The following is a 20,940-nucleotide window of genomic DNA, read 5'->3' as shown; positions in this document are numbered from 1 at the left end:
TGCAGACCATGATCAGCCAGGTAATCAGCTCGGTGCAGAAGGTCAGCGATTCTTCGGAGCACAGCGCCGACATCGCCATTCGCACGCACCAGGGCATTCAGAAACAGCTGGCCGAGATCGACCAGGTGGCCACGGCGGTGCAGGAAATGACCGCCACCGCCCAGGACGTGGCGCGTAACGCCACCCAGGCCGCACAGGCCGCCAGCCATGCCGACAGTGCCGCGCACCAGGGCATGAGCATCGTGCAGGAAACCTCCGATTCGATCAGTCACCTGGCCCGGGAGATCGGGCATGCCGTGGAGGTGGTGCAGACGCTGTCGCGCGACAGCGAGAACATCAATGCCATCCTGACCACGATCCGTGGCATTGCCGAGCAGACCAACCTGCTGGCCCTGAACGCCGCCATCGAGGCGGCACGTGCCGGTGAGCAGGGTCGCGGCTTTGCCGTGGTTGCCGACGAGGTGCGCAACCTGGCGCAGAAGACCCAGCAGGCCACCCAGGAAATCCAGAGCATGATCCAGCAGTTGCAATCCGGCACCCGCCAGGTGGTGCAGGTCATGCAGGACAGCCAGAACCGGACGGACGAAAGCGTTACCCATGCCACCCAGGCCGCCGAAGCCCTGGGGAGCATTACTCAGGCAGTGTCGGTGATCAACGACATGAATACCCAGATTGCCAGCGCCGCCGAAGAACAGAGCGCGGTAGCCGACGACATCAACCGCAACGTGATCAATATCGGCGAAGTGGCCCGGGAAGTCGCCGGCGGTGCCGACGAAGCCAGCCAGGCCAGCGCCGAACTGACACGCCTGGCCGAACAGCAGCGCCGCCTGATCAATCAGTTCCGGGTGTAAAGCCCATACGTTTCTCTTGAGCCGCACATCTGACGGGTGGGAGGGGGGCTCTGCTCAGAGCGGCTATCCGACGATAAGGCCGGCAAGGCCGATCTATCTGCTGCGTCTGCTCCATAGCCATCGCCGGCAAGCCGCCTCCCACAGCCTGGTGCCAGGCAAGAGATCCAGAACAACATCAATCCTGTGGGAGGCGGCTTGCTGCGGGCGGCGATCCGGCGATGAGGCCAGCAAGGCCCATACACCTGCTGCGCCTGTCACACAGCCATCGCCAGCAGTGCCTCCCACAGCGGGCAGTGCTCTGACAGGTATCTGCAGGCCATGAATGACTTGCACCTTCGCACCAACGCTTGAGTGGTCGACGTCAGACGTGAAACGGCGGGTTTGAGTTACAAGGGCGTCAGGCATTGCGGGCCGTTGAGGGTCGGGTCGTTGACCAGGTTGCTCAACGGCCGTTCGCGCAGCGGGATCTGCCGTGAGACCAGCAGTGCCTGCAGGGCCTCCTCGCCAGCTTTCGGGTCAAGCCAGGTTTGCTGGCCTTGCGCATCGAGCATCAGCGGCCGGCGCTGGTCCATGGCCGGCTGGGTCACCAGCGCCACGCTCAGCCAGATCTGTTCCTGCACCGGGTACGCTTCCCAGATCGCGGCGAAATGCAGCGTCCCGCCCTCACCCGGGCTCAGCCAGAAAGGCCGCTTGCGCACCCCGCCGCGCCATTCGTAGAAGCCGTTGGCCGGCAACAGGCAGCGACGCAGGTTGAACGCCTCGCGAAACATCGGTTGTTCGGCGACGGTTTCAGCGCGGGCATGGGCCGGTGTGCGCGTCAGGTCGGTCAGCCAGGGCGGCGTCAGGCCCCAGCGGGCTCGCGCCAGGCTCTGCTCGCCCTCGACACTGCGCAGCATCAGCACCCAGTCGGCCGGGCAGATATTCCATTGCGCCCGCTGGCCCTGCGGGAAGCCCGGCAAGGCGGCAAACTCGGGGGTCCAGCGAAACAGCGCATAACGTCCACACATTGTTCAGCACACCAGTACATCGGGATAACTGTCCGGCTCATCGCCGTCCACAGGCAGGGCGGCATTGTACGCGCTGATCAGCGCCAGCGCCCGGTCGACCTGAGCATCGTCGACCACAATGCCCAGCAGGCCGCTCACCGGCAAATGCCCCATGCCGCCCAGCAGGTCCTGCCCGGTCAGATGCGCCCGGACCCCTTCGCTGGCCAGCATGGCCAGCAGCAGTTCGCCTTCAAGCAGGTGTTCGGGCTCGTAGATTCGTTGCATCATTCGTTCTCGCTGCGTACATCCAGGCTCCATTGTTCGCCGTCGGTGCGCAAATCGAACACGATGGGTCGGCAACACACCTGGCAATCCTCTATGTACTGCTGATCGCCACCGGACAGGTCCAGCAGGGTCTCGACTGATTCGCCACAATACGGGCATTGATAATCCTGTAATTCCTGCATCGGGTCTGCCTCTGATGTTTTTGCGTATAATCGGCCGCCTGTTCGAAGGCCGAGCCTTTTTGCTGAAACCGGAATCTGCTATCCGTCTTATTTCAGACCGGCCTTCCCTTAACTCTATCCGTTCCCTACAAGAGAGCATGATGGGCGAATTCGATGCCATCCGACCTTACAACGATGCAGAAGTCCCCGCTGTGCTGGCACGCCTGCTCAGCGACAAGGCCTTCCTTGCCACTTTGACCAAGTTTCGTTTCCCGCGCCTGGCCGGTACCCTGGGCTGGTTTCTGCAACCGGCCCTGGCGCGCAAGCTGCGCCGGGAGTTTACAGGCATCGACTCGGTCGCCAGCCTGCAGGACAAGGTCGAGGTCTACGTCGACCACACCATCGAGCGCGCCACCGACGGCGTGACCTACACCGGCGTCGAGCAATTCAAGTCCGGCAGCGCCTATCTGCTTCTGGCCAACCACCGCGACATCGTCATGGACCCGGCCTTCGTCAACTATGCGGTGTACCATGCCGGCCTGCCGACCCCGCGCATTGCCATTGGCGACAACCTGCTGCAAAAGCCCTTCGTCAGCGACCTGATGCGCCTGAACAAGAGCTTCATTGTGCACCGCTCGCTCAGCGGCCGCCGGGAAAAACTGGCCGCCTACCAGTTGCTTTCAGCGTACATCAATCATTCCATCACCCAGGACGGGCAATCGATCTGGATCGCCCAGGCCGAAGGCCGCGCCAAGGATGGTGACGACCGTACCGAATCGGCGATCCTCAAGATGTTTCACATGAGTCGCAAGGACGAGCCGTTCGCCGAGGTGATCCGTTCACTGAACCTGACCCCGGTGTCGATCAGCTACGAATACGACCCCTGCGACCACGCCAAGGCCCGTGAGCTGTACATTCGCGCCACCACCGGCGGCTACACCAAGACCGAGGGCGAAGACGACATCAGTATCGCGCTGGGCATCACAGGCTACAAAGGCCGGGTGCATATCAACTTTGCACCACCGATCACCGGACACTTCGAAGACACCAAGCTGCTGGCCCAGGAAATGGACCGGCAGATCCTGCGTGGCTATCGGTTGTTTCCGGTGCACTACCTGGCCTGGGCACAGTGGAGCGAAGCCGATGCCAGCCTCAATGTGCCCACCGCCAGCGAGTTGTTCGGCACCCAGGAGCTGGACAAGGCCCAGGCCGAGTGGGAAAGCCGCCTGGCCGGCTGCCCGGCCGAGCACCGCCCCTACCTGATCCAGCAGTACGCCACGCCGGTGCGCAACCAGTACCGCATCAAGGCCGGCCTGGCCCTGCCTTGACCGGCGCCTGTCGTCACGCGATCGTCATGATGTCCGGGCATTGTATGGCTCCTCGAACGGAGTGTGGCAGCGCAGCAGCGCTGCCACAGCTTGCAAGGATCGCCCACATTGCGGAGCCACCATGCTGCACGCCAATAACCAGGACCGTCTTTACCTGATTGCCCAGAACGAAGAACAGCAAGACCTCATCGACGCGCTGGCCTTCAATGTCCACGACCGTCGCTGGCTGGTCTACTGCGCGCTGGGCGGCCATCAGCATCAGGACCTGCCTGAGCAGGACCCTGACACCGGCTTGAGTTTCCTGGATTTTTCCCAGCAGGTGGCCTGACCCGCCATTGGCCAACAGCAGACAACAAAAAGCCCGGCCTGCAAGCCGGGCTTTTTGTTGGCGCCAGGTCTACTGCGCCAGGGTGGTGGCGACGGTCTGGTCCTGGAACACGCGGGTCAGCGCATCGCTCAGGACATCGCCGACCAGCTTGGTGTTGGTTTCCTGGTTGGGCGCCATGCCGAAGCGCTGGTCCAGGGAAGCCGCATAGCGGCCGCTGTAGGTACGCCCGTTGTTGCGCACATCGGCGCGGAAGGTCGAGCTGATGGTGGCTTCAGTGACGTACATGCCTTCCTTGGGCGACTGGTAACGCAGTTCGGCCAGGGTCACGGTCAGCTGCGGCGCGTTGCCGCCCTGGGAAGGCGTGAAGCCCAGCAGGCGCACCGCCGCTTCGGCCTGGGCCTGCAGCTTGGGCAGCAGGTCGGCTCCATTGACGCTGATGGCACTGGTTTCCGGGTACAGGCCACCGCGGGTGCCCAGTGTAGGGCCCGGACGACCATCGACCACACGCACCACCACCGGCTGGCCGTGACCGACCGGCGCCAGTTGCGCGGTAAGCCGCGGTTGCGGGCTCAGTTGTTGCGGGCTGTGGGCACAACCGACCAGAGTCAAACTGCTTACAGCAAGCAGACCAAACAAAACGCGACGCAGCATGCTCAATTCTCCATGGGCCAGGCACTCGATGGGCGGCAGTATAGCGGCGACGCTGACCACCTCACTAGCTGAAAATCCGACCATTGGCAGGCTGTGATGGTTCAGCCAGGCGCGGGTTGTAATCAGGGTGTCACCTGTGCCGCTCAAGCTGGGCGCATCAACGGTACAGGAGCCCTGTCATGGAATTTCTCCGCTCGCTCTTCAGCGCACGTCATGCACTTTGCCACTACGCCCGCCTCGATCAGGCCGGTGTCTGCCGCGCATTCAAGCACTGCCGCCAGGCCCCGGAGGGTAAAGACTGGGTCCAGGTCACCGAACAACGCCTCGCCTGGCTCGGCCAGCCACTGCCCGCCAGCGCCCGGATTGCGCCGCGTGCATCACGTTCTCGCCTGCGTCCAATGCTGGCTGCGTGATTTCTTCGCGAATAAAAGTCAATCAAGCCGATCAATTCCTGATATTTCATCGCTATAATCTCCCCCCGATTATAAGGACGTCTCCTGATCGGGCCTCGCAGCATCGCTAATCCACGAAATTAGCTCCCCGCCATGCCCACAGAGAGCCGCCCACGCAGTCTGCTTCATGCAGTTTTCGATGGACGGTGTGCGATCGCTCGCATCCGGGCGAACCTTTGCCGACCCTCGACGCCTACCCATGAAGACAGCACTGGCCAGAGCTGCATTGCAGCCCTTTTTGAGGTTTGGTTCGCGTGTCCAAAAGAGCGCGAAATAACGGGTTTCACAACTTCACAAGAGTGTGGCGAGCACATGAATAGGTTTGAAGATGCACCCTTGGTGTCCCCATCGGCTTCACCCGGCAGGGTCGAACGTCGCGGCGCAACGTCCAGGAGCTGAGCCCGGGCCATCGTCCTGACGATGGTCGAATGGCCCTGCGGGCTGCAAAATGCGTTCATGACAGACTGATGAACCCTTGAACAGCCCGACCGGACCTGCGCTTGAGATGCAAAACATTGCGAAGAATCGGACACTCGATCCCGGCCAGACACTGTGGGGTATAACCTTGATCCACCCCCCGCACACTGGCATCCAGCCTCGGGATCGCAGGCCGTCAATTGGGTGCTGCAGATTTTGGAGACGCGTTAATGGCGCATAACGAAGCAGTCGACGTGGTATTGGTCGGGGCAGGCATCATGAGTGCCACCCTGGCAGTACTGCTCAAAGAGCTTGACCCCAGCCTGAAGCTGGAAGTCGTCGAGCTGATGGATTCCGGTGCCGCAGAGAGTTCCAACCCCTGGAACAACGCCGGCACCGGTCACGCCGGCCTGTGCGAGCTGAACTACACGCCGCAGGCAGCCGACGGTTCCGTCGACATCAAGAAAGCCGTGCACATCAATACCCAGTTCGAAGTCTCGAAGCAATTCTGGGCTTATCTGGTGCGCAAGGGCAGCTTCGAAACGACACGTACATTCATCAATCCCGTCCCGCACCTGAGTTATGTACAGGGCGAGAAGGACATGTCGTTCCTCAAGGCGCGCTTCGAAACCCTGCGCCAGCACCACGCCTTTGCAGCCATGCAGTACACCGAGGACAAGGCCACGCTGGCCGAGTGGATGCCGCTGATGATGTCCGGCCGCAAGCCCGACGAAAAGCTGGCCGCCACCTTCATGAGCAACGGCACCGACGTCAACTTCGGCGCCCTGACCAACCAGTTGCTCAAGCACCTGGCCAGCACGCCCGACTCGCAGGTCAAGTACAACAAGCGCGTGACCGGCCTTGCCCGCAACGGCAAGGGCTGGACCGTGACCATCAAGGACGTCAACAGCGGCAGCAGCCGAGATATCGACGCCCGCTTCGTATTCCTCGGTGCCGGCGGCGCGGCCCTGCCGCTGCTGCAGATGTCGGGCATCGACGAGAGCAAGGGCTTTGGCGGCTTCCCGGTCAGCGGCCAGTGGCTGCGTTGCGACAACCCCGAGGTGGTCAAGCGTCACCAGGCCAAGGTCTACAGCCAGGCCGCCGTGGGCTCGCCGCCGATGTCGGTGCCGCACCTGGACACCCGCGTGGTTGATGGCAAGAAATCCCTGCTGTTCGGACCGTACGCCGGTTTTACCACCAAGTTTCTCAAGCACGGCTCGTTCCTGGACCTGCCGTTCTCGGTGCGCCTGGGCAATATCAAACCGATGCTGGCCGTGGCCCGCGACAACATGGACCTGACCAAGTACCTGGTCAGTGAAGTGCGTCAGTCGATGGAGCAGCGCCTGAACTCGCTGCGTCGCTTCTACCCCGAGGCCAAGGCCGAGGACTGGCGCCTGGAGATTGCCGGCCAGCGTGTGCAGATCATCAAGAAAGACGCCAAGAAGGGCGGCGTACTGCAATTCGGTACCGAGCTGGTCTCGTCCGCCGATGGTTCGCTGGCGGCTTTGCTGGGGGCCTCTCCGGGCGCCTCGGTAACTGTGTCGATCATGCTGGAACTGATCGAGCGCTGCTTCCCGGAGCAGACCAAGGGTCAGTGGGCCGCCAAGCTTGACGAAATCTTCCCGGCCCGTGAAAAGGCCCTGGCCACCGACGCGCAGCTGTACCAGCGCATCAGCAGCCAGAGCGACGAAAACCTCGGCCTGGCCGAGCACCCGCAGAACGCGGCACAAAGCATCGCCTGATGCCTTGAACGGCGGATAAACAAAAACCCCGTGGACTTGCAAAGCCACGGGGTTTTGTTTTTACCGCATCAACCCGATTGCTGTAGCCCCCCCAACACAGGACCGGTGTAGGAGCGCGCTTGCCCGCGACCGAGTGCGTAGCGCTCGCAGAAATCTCGGAAACGCCACAAATTTACGACTGCTAACGCAGCCGGTCGCGGTGGTCCGGCATACCGGCAAGCGCGCTCCTACCCCCGGGGGGTAAATCCAATCAATCAGAGCCCCTTGGCCAGCACTGCAATGTGCTCGGGTCCGATGCCGCAGCAGCCGCCGATGTGGCTGGCGCCGCGTTGCACCCAGTTGGCCGCCCACTGCAGGTAGCCTTCGGGGTCGAGGTCTTCGCGCAGCTCGTCCAGGCCGTCGTTGGCCTTGGCGTCCTTGGGTTGGGGCGGAAAGGCGTTGGCGTAGGCCCCCACGCCGATGTCCACGTGCAGCTCGGCAAATACGGCACGGGCCGCATCGATGGCCGCGCCGATCACCTCAGGCTGGCTGCAATTGAACAACAATGTTGCAGCCCCCAGTTCGGCCGCAGCACGGGCGGCGTCGGCTACGGTTTCGCCCGAGCGCAGGCGCGGGGTCGCGTCGACTTCTTCATCCTGCAAGGTGAAGGACAGCCAGAACGGCTTGCCATCGTTGGGCAGGCCGGCACGAATGGTCTGCGCTTCGACGATGCTGCTCTGGGTCTCGGCCAGCCACAGGTCGACATGGGCCGCCAGGCCGCGCACCAGCGGCGCCAGGATTTGCCCGGCGCGTTCGGCATCGAACAGGTCGGGGCGGTAGGAACCGAACAGCGGCGGCAGCGAACCGGCCACTTGCACACCCGAACCCTGGGTGTCGGCGGCCTGGCGCGCCAGTTGGCCGGCGGTGGCGGCCAGGGCCTCGCCTTCGCGGGCAAAGCGTTCTTCACCAATATGGAACGGCACCACGGCGTAGCTGTTGCTGGTAATTATCTGCGCGCCGCTCTGAATGTAGGCGGCATGCACGGCAATAACGGCCTCGGGCGCCTCGGTCAGCGCCAGCGCCGACCACTCCGGCTGGCGGAACGGCGCGCCTCTGCGCTGCAGCTCTCGGCCCATACCACCATCGAGGATTACCGTTGTTTTCTGAGTCATATTCGGTCTACTTATATACATATGAAAAAGACTCATTAGAATTGAGTCTTATATAACGTATTAAATACGCCCCTTTGGCCCCACTACAACAGATTTTTCGAGGATGTGAAGTGAAAATTCGTGCGCTTTTGGGCCTTGGCCTGTTTGCTTTGACTGTTTCCAGCCAGGCCCTGGCGGGCGCCACTCTGCAACGGGTGGAAGAGAAAAAAGAGCTGGTCAACGTCCTGATGGAAAGCTATCCGCCCTTCTCGTTCCTCAATGACCAGAACCAGCTCGACGGCTTCGACGTCGACGTGGCCAAGGCCGTTGCCGCCAAGCTGGGCGTCAAGCTGCGCCTGGAAACACCGTCTTGGGATGTGATCGCCGCCGGTCGCTGGAGCGGGCGTTACGACATCTGCATCTGCTCGATGACGCCAAGCCAGTCGCGTGCCGAAGTGTTCGATTTCCCGGTCGAGTACTACGCTTCGCCAGCGGTGATCGTGGTCAATGCCAAGGACGATCGCATCCAGTCGGCCAAGGACCTGAGCGGCAAGAAAGTCGGCCTGACCAGCGCCTCAAGCTACGAAAGTTACCTGAACAAGAACCTGGTGATCGAGGGCGCTACCGGCAAGCCGCTGGAGTACCCGTTCGACAATGTACAGATCGCGCCTTACGACAATGACAACGTGGCTTTCCAGGACCTGGGCCTGGGCGCCGGCAAGCGCCTGGATGCGGTACTGACCAACCTGGTCACCGCTCAGCCTCGCCTGGACCAGGACAAGCGCTTCAAGCTGGCGGGTGCTTCGCTGTACGAAGAGCCGAACTTTGTGACCGTGGAAAAAGGCGATGCCGAGTGGAACGCCAAGGTGCGTGAAGTGTTCGCCGAACTCAAGAAGGACGGCACCCTGAGCACGCTGTCGCAGAAGTGGATCGGCGCCGACATCAGCAAATGACCGGCACTCCTTCACAACGTCCACCGGCGCCGGCCAGGGCCAGTCTGCTCAAGCGCGTGTTCGGCTTTCGCACCCGGCTGTACCTGACGTGGGCGGCCATGTTCGCCCTGTTTGCCGGGTTTTTCCTGAGCTTTGACCTGAAGTTCTCGATCATCCTCGACAAGCTGCCCAACCTGGTGGGCCTGCACCTGGCGCCCAACGGCTTTCTCCAGGGCGCCGCGCTCACCTTGTTCGTGTGCCTGTGCTCGATCGGGGTGTCGGTGCTGCTGGGCTTTGTCGCCGCCCTGGCACGCCTGTCGCGTAGTGCGGTGGCGTTTGGCATTGCCAGCTTCTATGCCTCGTTCTTTCGTGGCACGCCGCTGTTGATCCAGATTCTGCTGATCTACCTGGGCCTGCCGCAGATCGGCGTGGTACCGGGCGCGATCGTCGCCGGCATCATTGCCCTGTCGCTGAACTACGGTGCCTACCTGAGCGAGATCTTTCGCGCCGGCATCATCGGCGTGGCGGCCGGGCAGCGTGAAGCGGCCATGGCCATGGCCCTGCGCCCGGTGCAGGTGTTCTGGCTGGTGACCCTGCCGCAAGCGATGCGCACGATCATCCCGCCGACCACCAACCAGTTCATCTCGATGCTCAAGGACTCGTCACTGATTTCCGTAATGGGGGTCTGGGAGGTGATGTTCCTGGCGCAATCGTATGGGCGCTCCAGCTACCGCTACATCGAGATGCTGACCACCGCAGCGGTGTTGTACTGGATCATGTCGATCGGCCTGGAACTGCTGCAGGCGCGCATGGAGCGGCATTACGGCAAGGCGTACCAGCCACGGCAGTAAGCCCGACAGCCCGTGGGAGCGACCAACGGTCGCGAAGAGGCCAGTCAGGCCGGCACACCTGTGGTGCCTGTGCCGAAGCCTTCGCGACCGAGGGTCGCTCCTGCGATGTCAGGCCTTGCTGCGGGCCTGTTCGATCAACGCAATGTAGTCTTCGGCATTGCGCTGGTCCTTGATCAGGGTCACGAAGGTGTTGCCCTTCTCGTCCTGGCCATCGAGGTCATGGCCGGCCTCCAGGAAGAACCCCAGGAAACGCTCGAAATCATCGATGCGCAGGCCGCGGTAGGCCTTGATCAGCTTGTGCAGCGACGGCGAGGTGGCGTCGACCGGCTCGAACGCCAGGAACAGCTTGATCTGATCGTCGCCGATCTCATCGCCAATGATCTGCTTCTTGTCTTTACGCATTACGGACTCCAGCGGGTCGCGGTCACTCATCAGGGTCGGGCAGTCTATCGCCAGTGCCCGGTCAGCTCAACGCGGCTTTGAGCCGGCGGTGTGCAGGTCGGCCCAGACGTGGCCATTGGCGTAGGTCAGGAACTGGCAATAGACCTTTTCATTGCGCAGCAGGTCGACCAGCACCGGGTAATGCGACTGCGGGTAGTACAGCGTCAGGGTCCGGCTGGCGTCATCATAACCGGGCTTTTTCAGGCTCTTGCTTTCAGCGCCATCGAAGTGAATCTGCACCTGGGTGACGGTCGCGCCCTTGTTGAGCGGCTTGCCCTTGAGCAGGATCGACAACGGCGAGGTGACCGGGATCGGCTGCAGGTTGGAGGGCCGCTGGTTGCCGACCACCACCGAATACTCGGTCACCAGCAGCAGCTGTTGCTGCTCTGGTGCGCCGACGCGCAGGTTCTGCTCGTCAGCCGGCAGGTATTGCTCGTGCATCGGCCCGGCCAGGGCCACCTCGCCCGACAGGGCCAGCGCCAGGGCGCCGGGTATCATCAATGCTTTCATCAACACCACTATCCCATTCCATGAGCCTGCCGGGCGTGCTTGCCGCAGGACGACTGTTACATGCCTTTAACCGCGAAGATACCGGCTGCATTGCGCCAGTAGCCTTTGTAGTCCATGCCGTAGCCAAAGATGAAGCGGTCGATGCAGGGCAGGCCCACATAGTCGGCCTTGAGATCAGGACGCGCCTTGCGGTCGTGTTCCTTGTTGATCAGCACCGCGGTGTGTACTGCACGGGCACCGGCGTGGCGACAGAAATCGATGATCGCCCCCAGGGTGTGACCTTCATCGAGGATGTCGTCGATGATCAGCACGTCGCGATCGATGAACGACACTTCCGGCTTGGCCTTCCAGAACAGCTCGCCACCACTGGTTTCGTTGCGATAGCGCGTGGCGTGCAGGTAGGACGCTTCCAGCGGGAAGTTCAGGTGGGTCAACAGCTTGCCGGAAAAGATCAGGCCGCCATTCATCACGCAGAACACCACCGGGTTGCGGTCGGCCAGCGTGGCATTGATCTGGGCGCCGACACGGGCAATGGCCGCCTCGACTTCGGCGTCGGTATACAGGCAGTCAGCCTCGTGCATGATTTGACGGATATGCTCGAGATCAGCGGACATCAGTGACTCCAGGTAACGTGGGAAAAACCGGCAAAGGTACGCATCCGTTGCACTCAGGGCAAGTGGATATGGACTAACGTTGCCAGTATGGCTGATGCAGGCGCGGTGCTGGCTGCGCGATGCTGTTGTGTCAGCAGCCCGGTGCTGGCTGCGCGATTGTACCGTGCTGGCAGTCAGGCGCAGCGCCCGCGGGACAGTTATCGGACAATCGATTAATCTAGGCCGTTTTTTGCCCGTATCCCAGGAGTCCTTGCCCATGCCCGTCCGTGAAATCCGTCATCCGTTGATTCGCCACAAGCTCGGCCTGATGCGCCGCGCCGATATCAGCACCAAGAATTTCCGTGAGCTGGCGCAGGAAGTCGGCGCGCTGCTGACCTATGAAGCCACCGCCGACCTGCCGCTGGAGAACTACGAAATCCAGGGCTGGGCCGGCAGCGTGCAGGTCGAGAAAATCGCCGGCAAGAAAATCACTGTGGTGCCGATCCTGCGCGCCGGTATCGGCATGCTCGACGGCGTGCTCAGCCTGATCCCGGGTGCCAAGGTCAGCGCCGTGGGCGTGGCGCGCAACGAAGAAACCCTGCAGGCCCACACCTACCTGGAAAAGCTGGTACCGGAAATCAACGAACGCCTGGCCATGATCATCGACCCGATGCTGGCCACCGGCAGCTCCATGGTTGCCACCATCGACCTGCTCAAGAAAGCCGGCTGCCGGGAAATCCGCGCCATGGTTCTGGTGGCGGCACCCGAAGGCATTGCCGCCGTGGAAAAGGCGCACCCGGACGTCCAGGTCTACACCGCATCCATCGACGAGCGGCTGAACGAGCACGGCTACATCATTCCGGGCCTGGGCGATGCCGGTGACAAGATCTTCGGCACCAAGCAGAAGGACGCCTGATCCGATGAAGCCCGACGAGTTCAACGATCCCCTGTGGCGCACGGTGCTGTCAGGGGCGCAGATGCTGTTCGTGGCGTTCGGCGCGCTGGTATTGATGCCGCTGATCACAGGGCTTGACCCCAATGTCGCGCTGTTCACGGCAGGCCTGGGCACCTTGCTGTTCCAGGTGGTGACGGGCCGTCAGGTGCCGGTGTTCCTGGCCTCCAGCTTTGCCTTCATCACCCCGATCATTCTTGCCAAGGGCCAGTTCGGCCTGGCCGCGACCATGGGCGGCATCATGGCGGCGGGCTTTGTCTACACCTTCCTGGGGCTGGCGGTGAAGATCAAGGGCACCGGCTTTATCGACCGCCTGCTGCCGCCGGTGGTCATTGGTCCGGTGGTGATTTCCATCGGCCTGGCCATGGCACCGATTGCGGCGAACATGGCGATGGGCAAATCCGGCGACGGTGCCGAACTGATTCCCTATCAGACCGCCATGTGGATCTCCATGCCTGCACTGCTCACCACGCTGGTGGTGGCCGTATTCGGCCGTGGCATCTTCAAGCTGGTGCCAATCATTTCCGGCGTGCTGGTGGGCTTTGGCATGGCGTTCTGGTTTGGCGTGGTCGACACGGCCAAAATCGCTGCCGCCCCTTGGCTGGCGATGCCGAACTTCACGGCACCGGAATTCAACTGGCAGGCCATTCTGTTCATTGTGCCGGTGGCACTGGCACCGGCCATCGAGCACATCGGCGGCGTGATTGCGGTGGGCAGCGTGACGGGCCGTGACTACCTGAAAAAACCCGGCCTGCATCGCACGCTGTTGGGCGATGGCATCGCCACCACCACGGCCGGTCTGTTCGGCGGCCCGCCCAACACCACCTATGCCGAGGTCACCGGGGCGGTGATGCTGACCAAGAACTACAACCCGAAAATCATGACCTGGGCGTCGATCTTCGCCATCAGCCTGGCGTTTGTCGGCAAGTTCGGTGCCTTGCTGCAAAGCATTCCGGTGCCGGTGATGGGCGGCATCCTGTGCCTGCTCTTCGGCTCTATCGCTGCGGTAGGCCTGAACACCATGATCCGCCACAAGGTGGACCTGAGCGAGGCGCGCAACCTGGTGATCGTCTCGGTCACGCTGGTATTCGGCATCGGCGGCGTGTTGATCGGCACCGGCACCGGGCCCGATGACTTCGGCCTCAAAGGCATTGCCTTGTGCGCCATCACCGCCATTGCCCTGAACCTGATTCTGCCGGGCAATGACGGGTGGAAGCACAAGCAGGCCGATGATGCCTAGGTGATGCTCTGGTAGAGCGCTGGCGCGCGCTCGCAGAGCGTATTGAGCGCGGCGGCCCAGTTCGGGTCGTCGTTCAGGCAGGGCACCAGCACCAGTTCATGGCCACCGGCTTCCTTGAACTGTTCGGCACCGCGATCGCCAATCTCCTCCAGCGTCTCGATGCAGTCGGCGACGAACGCCGGGCACATCACCAGCAGGCGCTTGACGCCCTGGGCGGCCAGTTCGTCCAGGCGCTGTTCGGTGTAGGGCTCGATCCACTTGGCCCGGCCCAGGCGCGACTGGAACGACACCGACCACTTGCCATCAGGCAGCCCCATGAGCCGGGCAAAGGCCGCTGCTGACTGGATGCACTGCGCACGGTAGCAGGTGGCGACGACTTCGGGCGGGGCCTTGAGGCAGCAATCATCGCTTTGCAGGCAGCAACTGCCGGTCGGGTCGAGCTTGCGCAAATGTCGCTCCGGCAAGCCGTGAAAACTCAGCAATAAATGATCGTAAGGCTCTGCAAGGTGCGGACGCACGCTCTGCACCAGCGCGTCGAGGTATTCAGGCTGGTCATAGAACGGCTGGACCCGTGAAAACTGCATGTCCAGCCCATGCTTGCGCACCACGCGCCGGGCTTCCTCGATCACCGTGGTGACCGTACTGTCGGCAAACTGCGGGTACAACGGCGCCAGGGTGACCTTGCGAATGCCCTGCCCGGCCAGACGCTGCAGTGCCGACTCGATGGAGGGCTGGCCGTAGCGCATGGCCAGTTCTACCGGCCCTTGCGTCCACTGCGCATGCATCTGCGTCTGCAGGCGGCGGCTGATCTCGACCAGTGGCGAGCCCTCCTCCCACCAGATCGAGGCATAGGCATGGGCCGACTGCTCGGGGCGCTTGATCAGGATCAGCGACACCAGCAAGCGGCGCACCGGCCACGGCAGGTCGATGACATACGGGTCCATCAAAAACTGATTGAGGTAACGGCGCACGTCCGCGACGCTGGTAGACGCGGGCGAGCCCAGATTGATCAGCAACAGCGCATGATCGGTCATGCAAGATCCTATTTCAGTGGGAGCCCAGCACGTTGCGCAGGGCGTCGTGCAATTCGGTAAAGCGGAAGGTGTAGCCAGCCTCTTGCAGGCGCACCGGCCGGGCACGCTGGCCGCCCAGCAGCAGGCCGGACATTTCGCCGAGCATGATGCGCAGCGCCAGGCCCGGCAGCGGCATGATCGCCGGCCGGTGCAGCGCGCGGCCCAGGGTCTTGGCCAGTTCACGGTTGCGTACAGGGTGGGGAGCGCACAGGTTGTAGGGGCCGCGCGCCTCGCTGTGGTTCAGCAGGAAATCGATCGCGCCGACCTGATCATCGATGTGCACCCACGGCATCCATTGCCGGCCATTGCCGATCGGCCCACCCAGACCAAAGCGAAACGGTGGCAACAGGCGCTGGAGCATACCGCCCTGGCCAGACAACACCAGACCGGTGCGCAGCAGCACAACCCGCACACCCAAGGCTTCGGCGCGCTGGGCGGTTTCTTCCCAGGCCAGACACAGGTGGCTGGCAAAGTCCTCTTTTACCGGCTGGGCAGTCTCGTCCAGCTCGCGCTCGCCACCGTCGCCGTACCAGCCCACCGCCGAGCCGGACAGCAGCACCCGGGGTCGTTGCGGCTGGCGCTCGATCCAGGCCAGCAATTGTTCGGTGAGGTTGATGCGGCTTTCCCACAACAACAGGCGGCGCTTGCGGGTCCAGGGCCGGTCGGCAATCGGCGCGCCGGCCAGATTGATCACGGCATCCACCGCCTGGCCGTCCAGTTGCGCCAGTGAGGCGACGGCATGTACGTGCGCACCACAGTGTCGTTGCACCTGATCAGGGTGACGGCTCCACACCGTCAATTGATGCCCCTGGTCCTGCCAGAACTGGCAAAGCGCTTTACCGATCAACCCTGTACCGCCGGTCAGCAAGATGTGCATGGCAGGTATCCTTGAGTGGCGTTTGCGGCCAATGAGTAGTCTATTTGTTGCAGGTTGTGCTTATCCGTCAAGCGAGACCCTTAGCTGAAACATAGGCCACACCTGAACATATTTGGAGCCCAGTTGCCCGAACCGGGCAACGGGCCCCATTGTCTATCAGCTAAAGACTGACCGTCATGGACCGTACGAGTTGCAGCCCTCTTCATCGCGGGAATGTGAACGACTGCAACTTATACCCAAGAACAAGATTGTACAGGTTTTAAGGACGGCGTAGTCTGTGCAGACAAGGTAACGAGGCCCCTATGACTGTACCCATCGCAATCATCGGTACCGGTATCGCTGGACTCTCTGCGGCCCAGGCGCTGACCACCGCCGGCCACACTGTTCATCTTTTCGACAAGAGTCGCGGCAGCGGCGGACGCATGTCCAGCAAGCGCAGTGACGCAGGCTCGCTGGACATGGGCGCGCAGTACTTCACCGCCCGTGATCGTCGTTTCGTGACCACCGTCAACCAATGGCAGGCCAGTGGCTGGGTGGCTGAGTGGACGCCTTCGCTGTACAACTACCAGGGCGGGCGGCTCAGCCCTTCGCCGGACGAACAGGTTCGCTACGTCGGCACCCCGGGCATGAGCGCCATTACCCGTGCCATGCTGGGCGACCTGCCGGTGACCTTCTCGTGCCGCATCACCGAAGTCTTCCGCGGGGCCGAGCACTGGCACCTGCAGGATGCCGAAAGCCAGGGCCACGGGCCGTTCAGCCACGTCATCGTCGCCACGCCGGCGCCCCAGGCCACCACCTTGCTGGCCGCTGCGCCCAAACTGGCGGCGGTGGCCGCAGGCGTCAAGATGGACCCGACCTGGGCGGTGGCCCTGGCGTTCAGCACGCCGTTGCAGACCTCGATGCAAGGCTGCTTCGTCCAGGACAGTGCGCTCGACTGGCTGGCCTGCAACCGCAGCAAACCGGGGCGTGATGGCGCCCTCGACACCTGGGTGCTGCATGCCACCAGCGCCTGGAGCCGCGAGCATGTCGACATGCCCAGAGAAACGGTCATCGAACACCTGCACGGCGCCTTTGCCGAACTGCTCGACTGCAGCATGCCGGCGCCAGCGTTCAGCCTGGCCCACCGCTGGCTCTATGCCCGCCCGGCCGGCGCCCACGAGTGGGGCGTGCTGTCGGACGCCGACCTGGGCATCTATGCCTGCGGTGACTGGTGCCTGTCAGGGCGCGTGGAAGGCGCCTGGCTCAGCGGCCAGCAAGCCGCACGCCGCCTGCTCGAGCACCTCAATTGAACCGCCTCAACCCCAGGAAACTGCTGCTGTCGAAATGGACAGCGGCGGTGCCGAAAAACCGCGAAAAGCACTTCCTGGTGACCGAACTGTTTTGCGACGACGAAGGCGTGGTGCTGGAGATCGAATTGCAAGCGGTACTGACCGGTCGCAACGAGCGGCTGGCCTGGCAGGCATTGCAGGATGCCGACTGCTGGCGGATGGGCTGGAAATAAGGCTCACACCCACTGAACAGCCTTATACAAAAAAATTGACTTGTACAACCTCGCATCTATCATGAACTTCAATTGTACAACGATGGTCATCTGTACAAGTTCCTGAACCGAGGTGTGCAATGCTCCAGCCCGTGATCGAAAAGCCCAAACTGGCCGTCAGTGCCTGCCTCATGGGCATTGAGGTCCGCTTCAATGGCGGGCACAAGCAGTCCGACCTCTGCACCCAGTCTCTGGACACCTACTTCGATTTCATTCCCACCTGCCCTGAAGTGGCAATCGGCATGGGCATTCCCCGTGAGCCGATCCGGCTGGTGGGCGATGTCGATCATCCCAAGGCGGTGGGAACCGTGCGTCCCGACCTGGATGTAACCCAGGCACTGGCCGATTACGGCGAGCACATGGCCGGTGCGCTGGGCGGCATCAGCGGTTATATCTTCATGCAGAAGTCACCCTCCTGCGGCCTGGAGCGGGTCAAGGTGTACCGCGACAACGGCGTGCCGTTCGAGAGTGGCGGCCGGGGCATCTACGCACAGGCGTTCTGTGCGCGCCACCCCGACCTGCCCGTCGAGGAAGACGGCCGCCTCAACGACCCGGTGCTGCGCGAAAACTTCATTACCCGTGTCTATGCCTACGCCGCCTGGCAACGTCTGCTCAAGACCGGCATCACCCGTCGTGCCCTGACCGAATTTCATTCGCGCTATAAATACCAGGTGATGGCCAGCGACGTGGTTCAATACCATGCACTGGGCAAGCTGTTGGGCAGCATGGGACGCGACGATCCGAATGAGGTCGCCCCGGTCTATTTCAGCCAACTGATGCAGGCACTCAAGAAATGCGCCACACGGCGCGGGCATACCAATGTGCTGCACCATCTGAGTGGCTACCTCAAGCAGACCCTTAGCAGTGATGACAAACAGGAATTGCAGGCGTTGATTACTCAATACCGAAACGGCATCGTACCGCTGGTCGTGCCATTGACCTTGCTCAAGCACCATTTCCGTCATCATCCAGACCCTTATGTGGCCTTGCAGGTCTACATGCAGCCGCACCCGGAACCTCTCAGCCTGCGAAATGCGATCTGAACATGAACCCAGCCTACAAAGCGGCACCTGAACCCCAGGACCCCGCTCTTCCTTACACCCTGCCCGACGGCTGGCTGCCGATCCGCGAGGTCGCCCGCCAGACCGGCGTCAACGCTGTGACCTTGCGTGCCTGGGAACGCCGCTACGGGCTGATCGTCCCGCACCGCACCGCCAAGGGTCATCGCCTGTATTCCGACGAGCACGTGCAGCGGGTCATGAAAATTCTGACCTGGCTCAACCGTGGCGTCTCGGTCAGCCAGGTCAAGGCCCTGCTGGACAACACCGACAGCGTCATCCCGCTGGCGCCCGGCAGCGACTGGGATCAGTTGCGCCAGTCATTGCTGCAAGCCATCACCGCGCTGGCCGAACGCCGTGTGGACGATCTCTTCAACCAGGCCATGTCCCTTTACCCGCCCCGCACCCTGTGTGAGCAGTTACTGATGCCACTGCTGGCCGAGCTGGACGTGCGCTGGCAGAACCAGTTCGGCAGCCAGATGGAACGGCTGTTTTTCCACGGTTGGCTGCGCAGCAAATTCGGCGCCCGGATCTATCACAACAACCGCCAGCTCAGTGGCGCACCGCTGCTGCTGGTCAATCAGTCCGACCTGCCTTTTGAGCCGCACCTGTGGCTGGCGGCCTGGCTGATCAGCAGCGCCGATTGCCCGGTCGAAGTGTTCGATGGACCGCTGCCGACAGGCGAACTGGCGCTGGCGGCCGAATACCTCGCCCCGCGTGCGGTCCTGTTGTATGCCAGCAAAGCCCTTAACCTCGGCCAGTTGCCCAGGCTGCTGAGCAATATCCATTGCCCGATCGTGATCAGCGGCCCGGCGGTGATGATCCATCATGACGAACTGCCTGATTGCATCGGCACGATTGCCAACCTGAGCCTGACCCGCGACCCGCTTGAAGCGCAGAGCGAGCTGAACAGACTCGGGATCATCTGACCCAAGGACCCCACCGCCCATGCAATTGCTTTGGCTGCGTAGCGACTTGCGCATACACGACAATACCGCCCTGAACGCCGCCCTTGGCAAAGGGCCGACCGTGGCGGTGTACCTGCTCAGCCCGGCCCAGTGGCAACGCCATGATGATGCAGCCTGCAAGGTCGACTTCTGGTTGCGCAACCTGGCAGCGCTGGAAAAGGCCCTGGGCAAGCTCAATGTGCCGTTGCTGATCCGCGAAGCGGATACCTGGGACAAGGCCCCCGGCGTCCTGGGCGCGCTGTGCCATGAACTGAAGGTCGAAGCCCTGCACGTCAATGAAGAATACGGCGTCAACGAAACCCGCCGCGACCAGGCCGTGCAGCAAGCACTGGAAAAGGCTGGTATCCACTGGCACAGCCACCTGGATCAGTTGCTGTTCCCGCCCGGCAGTATCCTGACCAAGAGCGACCAGTACTTTCAGGTCTACAGCCAGTTCCGCAAGGTCTGCTATTCGCGCTTGCACACGGCAACGCCACACCCGCAGCGGCTGCATGGCGCCCAGGCAGCGCTGTCGATCAAAAGCGACCAGGTGCCGGCCACCGTGAAGGGCTTCGATGCACCCAGCGAGACGTTGCGCGCGCTGTGGCCTGCCGGTGAAGCCGAAGCCAAAAGGCGCCTGGACGCCTTTGTCGACGAACCGATTCATTATTACGAGACCGAGCGCGACTTTCCGGCCAAGGCGGGCACCAGCCAGCTTTCGGCTTACCTGGCCGCCGGGGTGATTTCGCCGCGCCAGTGCCTGCACGCCGCGCTGAACAGCAACCAGGGCGAATTCGACAGCGGCAACACTGGCAGCGTGACCTGGATCAACGAGCTGTTGTGGCGTGAGTTCTACAAACACACGCTGGTCGGTTACCCGCGGGTGTCGATGCACCGGGCGTTTCGCAGCGAAACCGAAGCCATGCGCTGGCGTGATGCACCCAAGGACCTGCAAGCCTGGCAGGAGGCGCGCACGGGACTGCCGATCATCGACGCGGCCATGCGCCAGTTGCTGGAAACCGGCTGGATGCACAACCGCCTGCGCATGGTCGTGGCCATGTTCCTGACCAAGAACCTGTTGATCGACTGGCGTGAAGGCGAGCGCTTTTTCATGCGTCATCTGATCGACGGCGACCTGGCGGCCAACAATGGCGGCTGGCAGTGGAGTTCTTCGACCGGCACCGACTCGGTGCCTTACTTCCGCATTTTCAACCCTTTGTCACAGTCACAACGCTTCGACCCTGAAGGCCGCTTCATCAAGCAGTGGCTACCGGAACTGGCGGGGCTGAACAAGAAGGAAGTGCATGACCCGTCTGCAAATGGCGGGTTGTTCGGTGTAGAGGGCTATCCGCGCCCCATCGTCGACCTGAGCGCGAGCCGCGCCCGGGCATTGGAGGCATTCAAGAACCTGCCCAGGCGCGGCGCCGTCGCACAGCAAACACCCGATCTGTAGGAGCGCGCTTGCCCGCGACCGAGTGCGTCAGCAGTCGTAAAATTTCAGCGTTTCACACATTTTTGCGAGCGCTACGCACTCCAGGCGCGGCGCCGTCGCACAGCAAACACCCGATCTGTAGGAGCGCGCTTGCCCGCGACCG

General features: G+C 62.5%; 24 protein-coding genes. 14 read left to right on the top strand and 10 right to left on the bottom strand.

Translation table 11 applies throughout. The features are described from left to right. Nucleotides 1–8: 8 nt before the first annotated feature. Nucleotides 9–851: a methyl-accepting chemotaxis protein gene (locus DGA31_RS30690; protein ID WP_421957961.1), complete on the top strand. Its 843-nt coding sequence runs from the start codon at nucleotides 9–11 to the stop codon at nucleotides 849–851. Between the two features lie 386 nt (nucleotides 852–1,237). Here DGA31_RS30690 and DGA31_RS10265 read toward each other — a convergent pair whose 3' ends face one another. The 3 genes from DGA31_RS10265 to DGA31_RS10255 are packed head-to-tail and all read right to left on the bottom strand — an operon-like array spanning nucleotide 1,238 to nucleotide 2,304. Next, nucleotides 1,238–1,858, bottom strand: coding sequence for an SOS response-associated peptidase (locus DGA31_RS10265; RefSeq protein WP_056841681.1), 621 nt, complete (start codon nucleotides 1,856–1,858; stop codon nucleotides 1,238–1,240). Nucleotides 1,859–1,861: 3 nt separating this feature from the next. Further along, a complete protein-coding gene (locus tag DGA31_RS10260) occupies nucleotides 1,862–2,122 on the bottom strand; it encodes a putative signal transducing protein (RefSeq protein ID WP_109512615.1) in 261 nt (86 codons plus the stop codon). Then, complete coding sequence (locus DGA31_RS10255) at nucleotides 2,122–2,304, bottom strand: CPXCG motif-containing cysteine-rich protein (RefSeq protein ID WP_056841682.1); 183 nt, start codon at nucleotides 2,302–2,304, stop codon at nucleotides 2,122–2,124. The genes DGA31_RS10260 and DGA31_RS10255 overlap by 1 nt, the downstream gene beginning before the upstream one ends. 137 nt (nucleotides 2,305–2,441) lie before the next feature. On the opposite strand from DGA31_RS10255, the gene DGA31_RS10250 reads away from it, so the two are divergent. Then, a complete protein-coding gene (locus DGA31_RS10250; protein ID WP_056841683.1) occupies nucleotides 2,442–3,611 on the top strand; it encodes a 1-acyl-sn-glycerol-3-phosphate acyltransferase in 1,170 nt (389 codons plus the stop codon). A gap of 121 nt (nucleotides 3,612–3,732) precedes the next feature. Next, complete coding sequence (locus DGA31_RS10245; protein WP_056841684.1) at nucleotides 3,733–3,939, top strand: hypothetical protein; 207 nt, start codon at nucleotides 3,733–3,735, stop codon at nucleotides 3,937–3,939. A 69-nt stretch (nucleotides 3,940–4,008) separates the two neighbouring features. On the opposite strand, the gene DGA31_RS10240 is transcribed toward DGA31_RS10245, so the two are convergent. Continuing rightward, complete coding sequence (locus DGA31_RS10240) at nucleotides 4,009–4,590, bottom strand: YajG family lipoprotein (protein ID WP_056841685.1); 582 nt, start codon at nucleotides 4,588–4,590, stop codon at nucleotides 4,009–4,011. A 179-nt stretch (nucleotides 4,591–4,769) separates the two neighbouring features. Between DGA31_RS10240 and DGA31_RS10235 the strand changes: the two genes are divergently transcribed. Then, entirely contained in the window at nucleotides 4,770–5,003 is a 234-nt protein-coding gene (locus tag DGA31_RS10235) for a hypothetical protein (RefSeq protein WP_056841686.1), read from the top strand. A 686-nt stretch (nucleotides 5,004–5,689) separates the two neighbouring features. Beyond that, the gene (gene mqo, locus DGA31_RS10230; RefSeq protein WP_056841687.1) at nucleotides 5,690–7,201 is read left to right on the top strand and encodes a malate dehydrogenase (quinone); all 1,512 of its coding nucleotides are present in this window, start codon (nucleotides 5,690–5,692) and stop codon (nucleotides 7,199–7,201) included. Between the two features lie 254 nt (nucleotides 7,202–7,455). On the opposite strand, the gene DGA31_RS10225 is transcribed toward mqo, so the two are convergent. Further along, nucleotides 7,456–8,352, bottom strand: coding sequence for a homocysteine S-methyltransferase family protein (locus DGA31_RS10225; protein WP_109512448.1), 897 nt, complete (start codon nucleotides 8,350–8,352; stop codon nucleotides 7,456–7,458). Between the two features lie 110 nt (nucleotides 8,353–8,462). Between DGA31_RS10225 and DGA31_RS10220 the strand changes: the two genes are divergently transcribed. After that, a complete protein-coding gene (locus DGA31_RS10220) occupies nucleotides 8,463–9,284 on the top strand; it encodes an ABC transporter substrate-binding protein (RefSeq protein ID WP_056841689.1) in 822 nt (273 codons plus the stop codon). Beyond that, entirely contained in the window at nucleotides 9,281–10,114 is an 834-nt protein-coding gene (locus DGA31_RS10215) for an amino acid ABC transporter permease (RefSeq protein WP_056841690.1), read from the top strand. Before DGA31_RS10220 ends, DGA31_RS10215 begins: the two co-directional genes overlap by 4 nt. A 108-nt stretch (nucleotides 10,115–10,222) precedes the next feature. Here DGA31_RS10215 and DGA31_RS10210 read toward each other — a convergent pair whose 3' ends face one another. The 3 genes from DGA31_RS10210 to DGA31_RS10200 all read right to left on the bottom strand — a co-directional run bounded on the left by DGA31_RS10210 (nucleotide 10,223) and on the right by DGA31_RS10200 (nucleotide 11,679). Beyond that, nucleotides 10,223–10,516: a PA4642 family protein gene (locus tag DGA31_RS10210; protein ID WP_056841691.1), complete on the bottom strand. Its 294-nt coding sequence runs from the start codon at nucleotides 10,514–10,516 to the stop codon at nucleotides 10,223–10,225. Between the two features lie 66 nt (nucleotides 10,517–10,582). Beyond that, the gene (locus DGA31_RS10205) at nucleotides 10,583–11,065 is read right to left on the bottom strand and encodes a hypothetical protein (protein ID WP_109512614.1); all 483 of its coding nucleotides are present in this window, start codon (nucleotides 11,063–11,065) and stop codon (nucleotides 10,583–10,585) included. A gap of 56 nt (nucleotides 11,066–11,121) precedes the next feature. After that, a complete protein-coding gene (locus DGA31_RS10200; RefSeq protein ID WP_056841692.1) occupies nucleotides 11,122–11,679 on the bottom strand; it encodes a hypoxanthine-guanine phosphoribosyltransferase in 558 nt (185 codons plus the stop codon). A 256-nt stretch (nucleotides 11,680–11,935) separates the two neighbouring features. Between DGA31_RS10200 and upp the strand changes: the two genes are divergently transcribed. Continuing rightward, the gene (upp, locus tag DGA31_RS10195; protein WP_056841693.1) at nucleotides 11,936–12,574 is read left to right on the top strand and encodes a uracil phosphoribosyltransferase; all 639 of its coding nucleotides are present in this window, start codon (nucleotides 11,936–11,938) and stop codon (nucleotides 12,572–12,574) included. A gap of 4 nt (nucleotides 12,575–12,578) precedes the next feature. Next, on the top strand, nucleotides 12,579–13,850 hold the full coding sequence (locus tag DGA31_RS10190; RefSeq protein WP_056841694.1) for a uracil-xanthine permease family protein: 1,272 nt from the start codon (nucleotides 12,579–12,581) through the stop codon (nucleotides 13,848–13,850). On the opposite strand, the gene hemH is transcribed toward DGA31_RS10190, so the two are convergent. Next, nucleotides 13,847–14,884 (bottom strand): ferrochelatase, encoded by a 1,038-nt coding sequence (gene hemH / locus DGA31_RS10185; RefSeq protein WP_109512447.1) that lies wholly within the window; start codon nucleotides 14,882–14,884, stop codon nucleotides 13,847–13,849. The two genes, DGA31_RS10190 and hemH, sit on opposite strands and share 4 nt — an antisense overlap. Before the next feature lie 13 nt (nucleotides 14,885–14,897). Then, the gene (locus DGA31_RS10180; RefSeq protein ID WP_109512446.1) at nucleotides 14,898–15,800 is read right to left on the bottom strand and encodes a TIGR01777 family oxidoreductase; all 903 of its coding nucleotides are present in this window, start codon (nucleotides 15,798–15,800) and stop codon (nucleotides 14,898–14,900) included. Between the two features lie 302 nt (nucleotides 15,801–16,102). Between DGA31_RS10180 and DGA31_RS10175 the strand changes: the two genes are divergently transcribed. From DGA31_RS10175 to phrB, 5 genes are all read left to right on the top strand, one after another. Continuing rightward, nucleotides 16,103–17,089, top strand: a complete 987-nt coding sequence (locus tag DGA31_RS10175) for an NAD(P)/FAD-dependent oxidoreductase (protein ID WP_109512445.1) — start codon at nucleotides 16,103–16,105, stop codon at nucleotides 17,087–17,089. Next, nucleotides 17,086–17,301, top strand: a complete 216-nt coding sequence (locus DGA31_RS10170) for a TIGR02450 family Trp-rich protein (RefSeq protein ID WP_056841698.1) — start codon at nucleotides 17,086–17,088, stop codon at nucleotides 17,299–17,301. The genes DGA31_RS10175 and DGA31_RS10170 overlap by 4 nt, the downstream gene beginning before the upstream one ends. A gap of 119 nt (nucleotides 17,302–17,420) precedes the next feature. Continuing rightward, entirely contained in the window at nucleotides 17,421–18,383 is a 963-nt protein-coding gene (locus DGA31_RS10165) for a YbgA family protein (protein WP_109512444.1), read from the top strand. A gap of 2 nt (nucleotides 18,384–18,385) precedes the next feature. After that, nucleotides 18,386–19,327, top strand: a complete 942-nt coding sequence (locus tag DGA31_RS10160; RefSeq protein WP_109512443.1) for a MerR family transcriptional regulator — start codon at nucleotides 18,386–18,388, stop codon at nucleotides 19,325–19,327. Nucleotides 19,328–19,346: 19 nt separating this feature from the next. Further along, nucleotides 19,347–20,798: a deoxyribodipyrimidine photo-lyase gene (gene phrB / locus DGA31_RS10155; RefSeq protein WP_056841701.1), complete on the top strand. Its 1,452-nt coding sequence runs from the start codon at nucleotides 19,347–19,349 to the stop codon at nucleotides 20,796–20,798. Nucleotides 20,799–20,940: the final 142 nt, after the last annotated feature.

This window comes from Pseudomonas ovata (assembly GCF_003131185.1).
Taxonomy (GTDB): domain Bacteria; phylum Pseudomonadota; class Gammaproteobacteria; order Pseudomonadales; family Pseudomonadaceae; genus Aquipseudomonas; species Aquipseudomonas ovata.
Note: the sequence above shows the minus strand (reverse complement) of the source record. Positions and strands in the feature narration are given on the sequence as shown.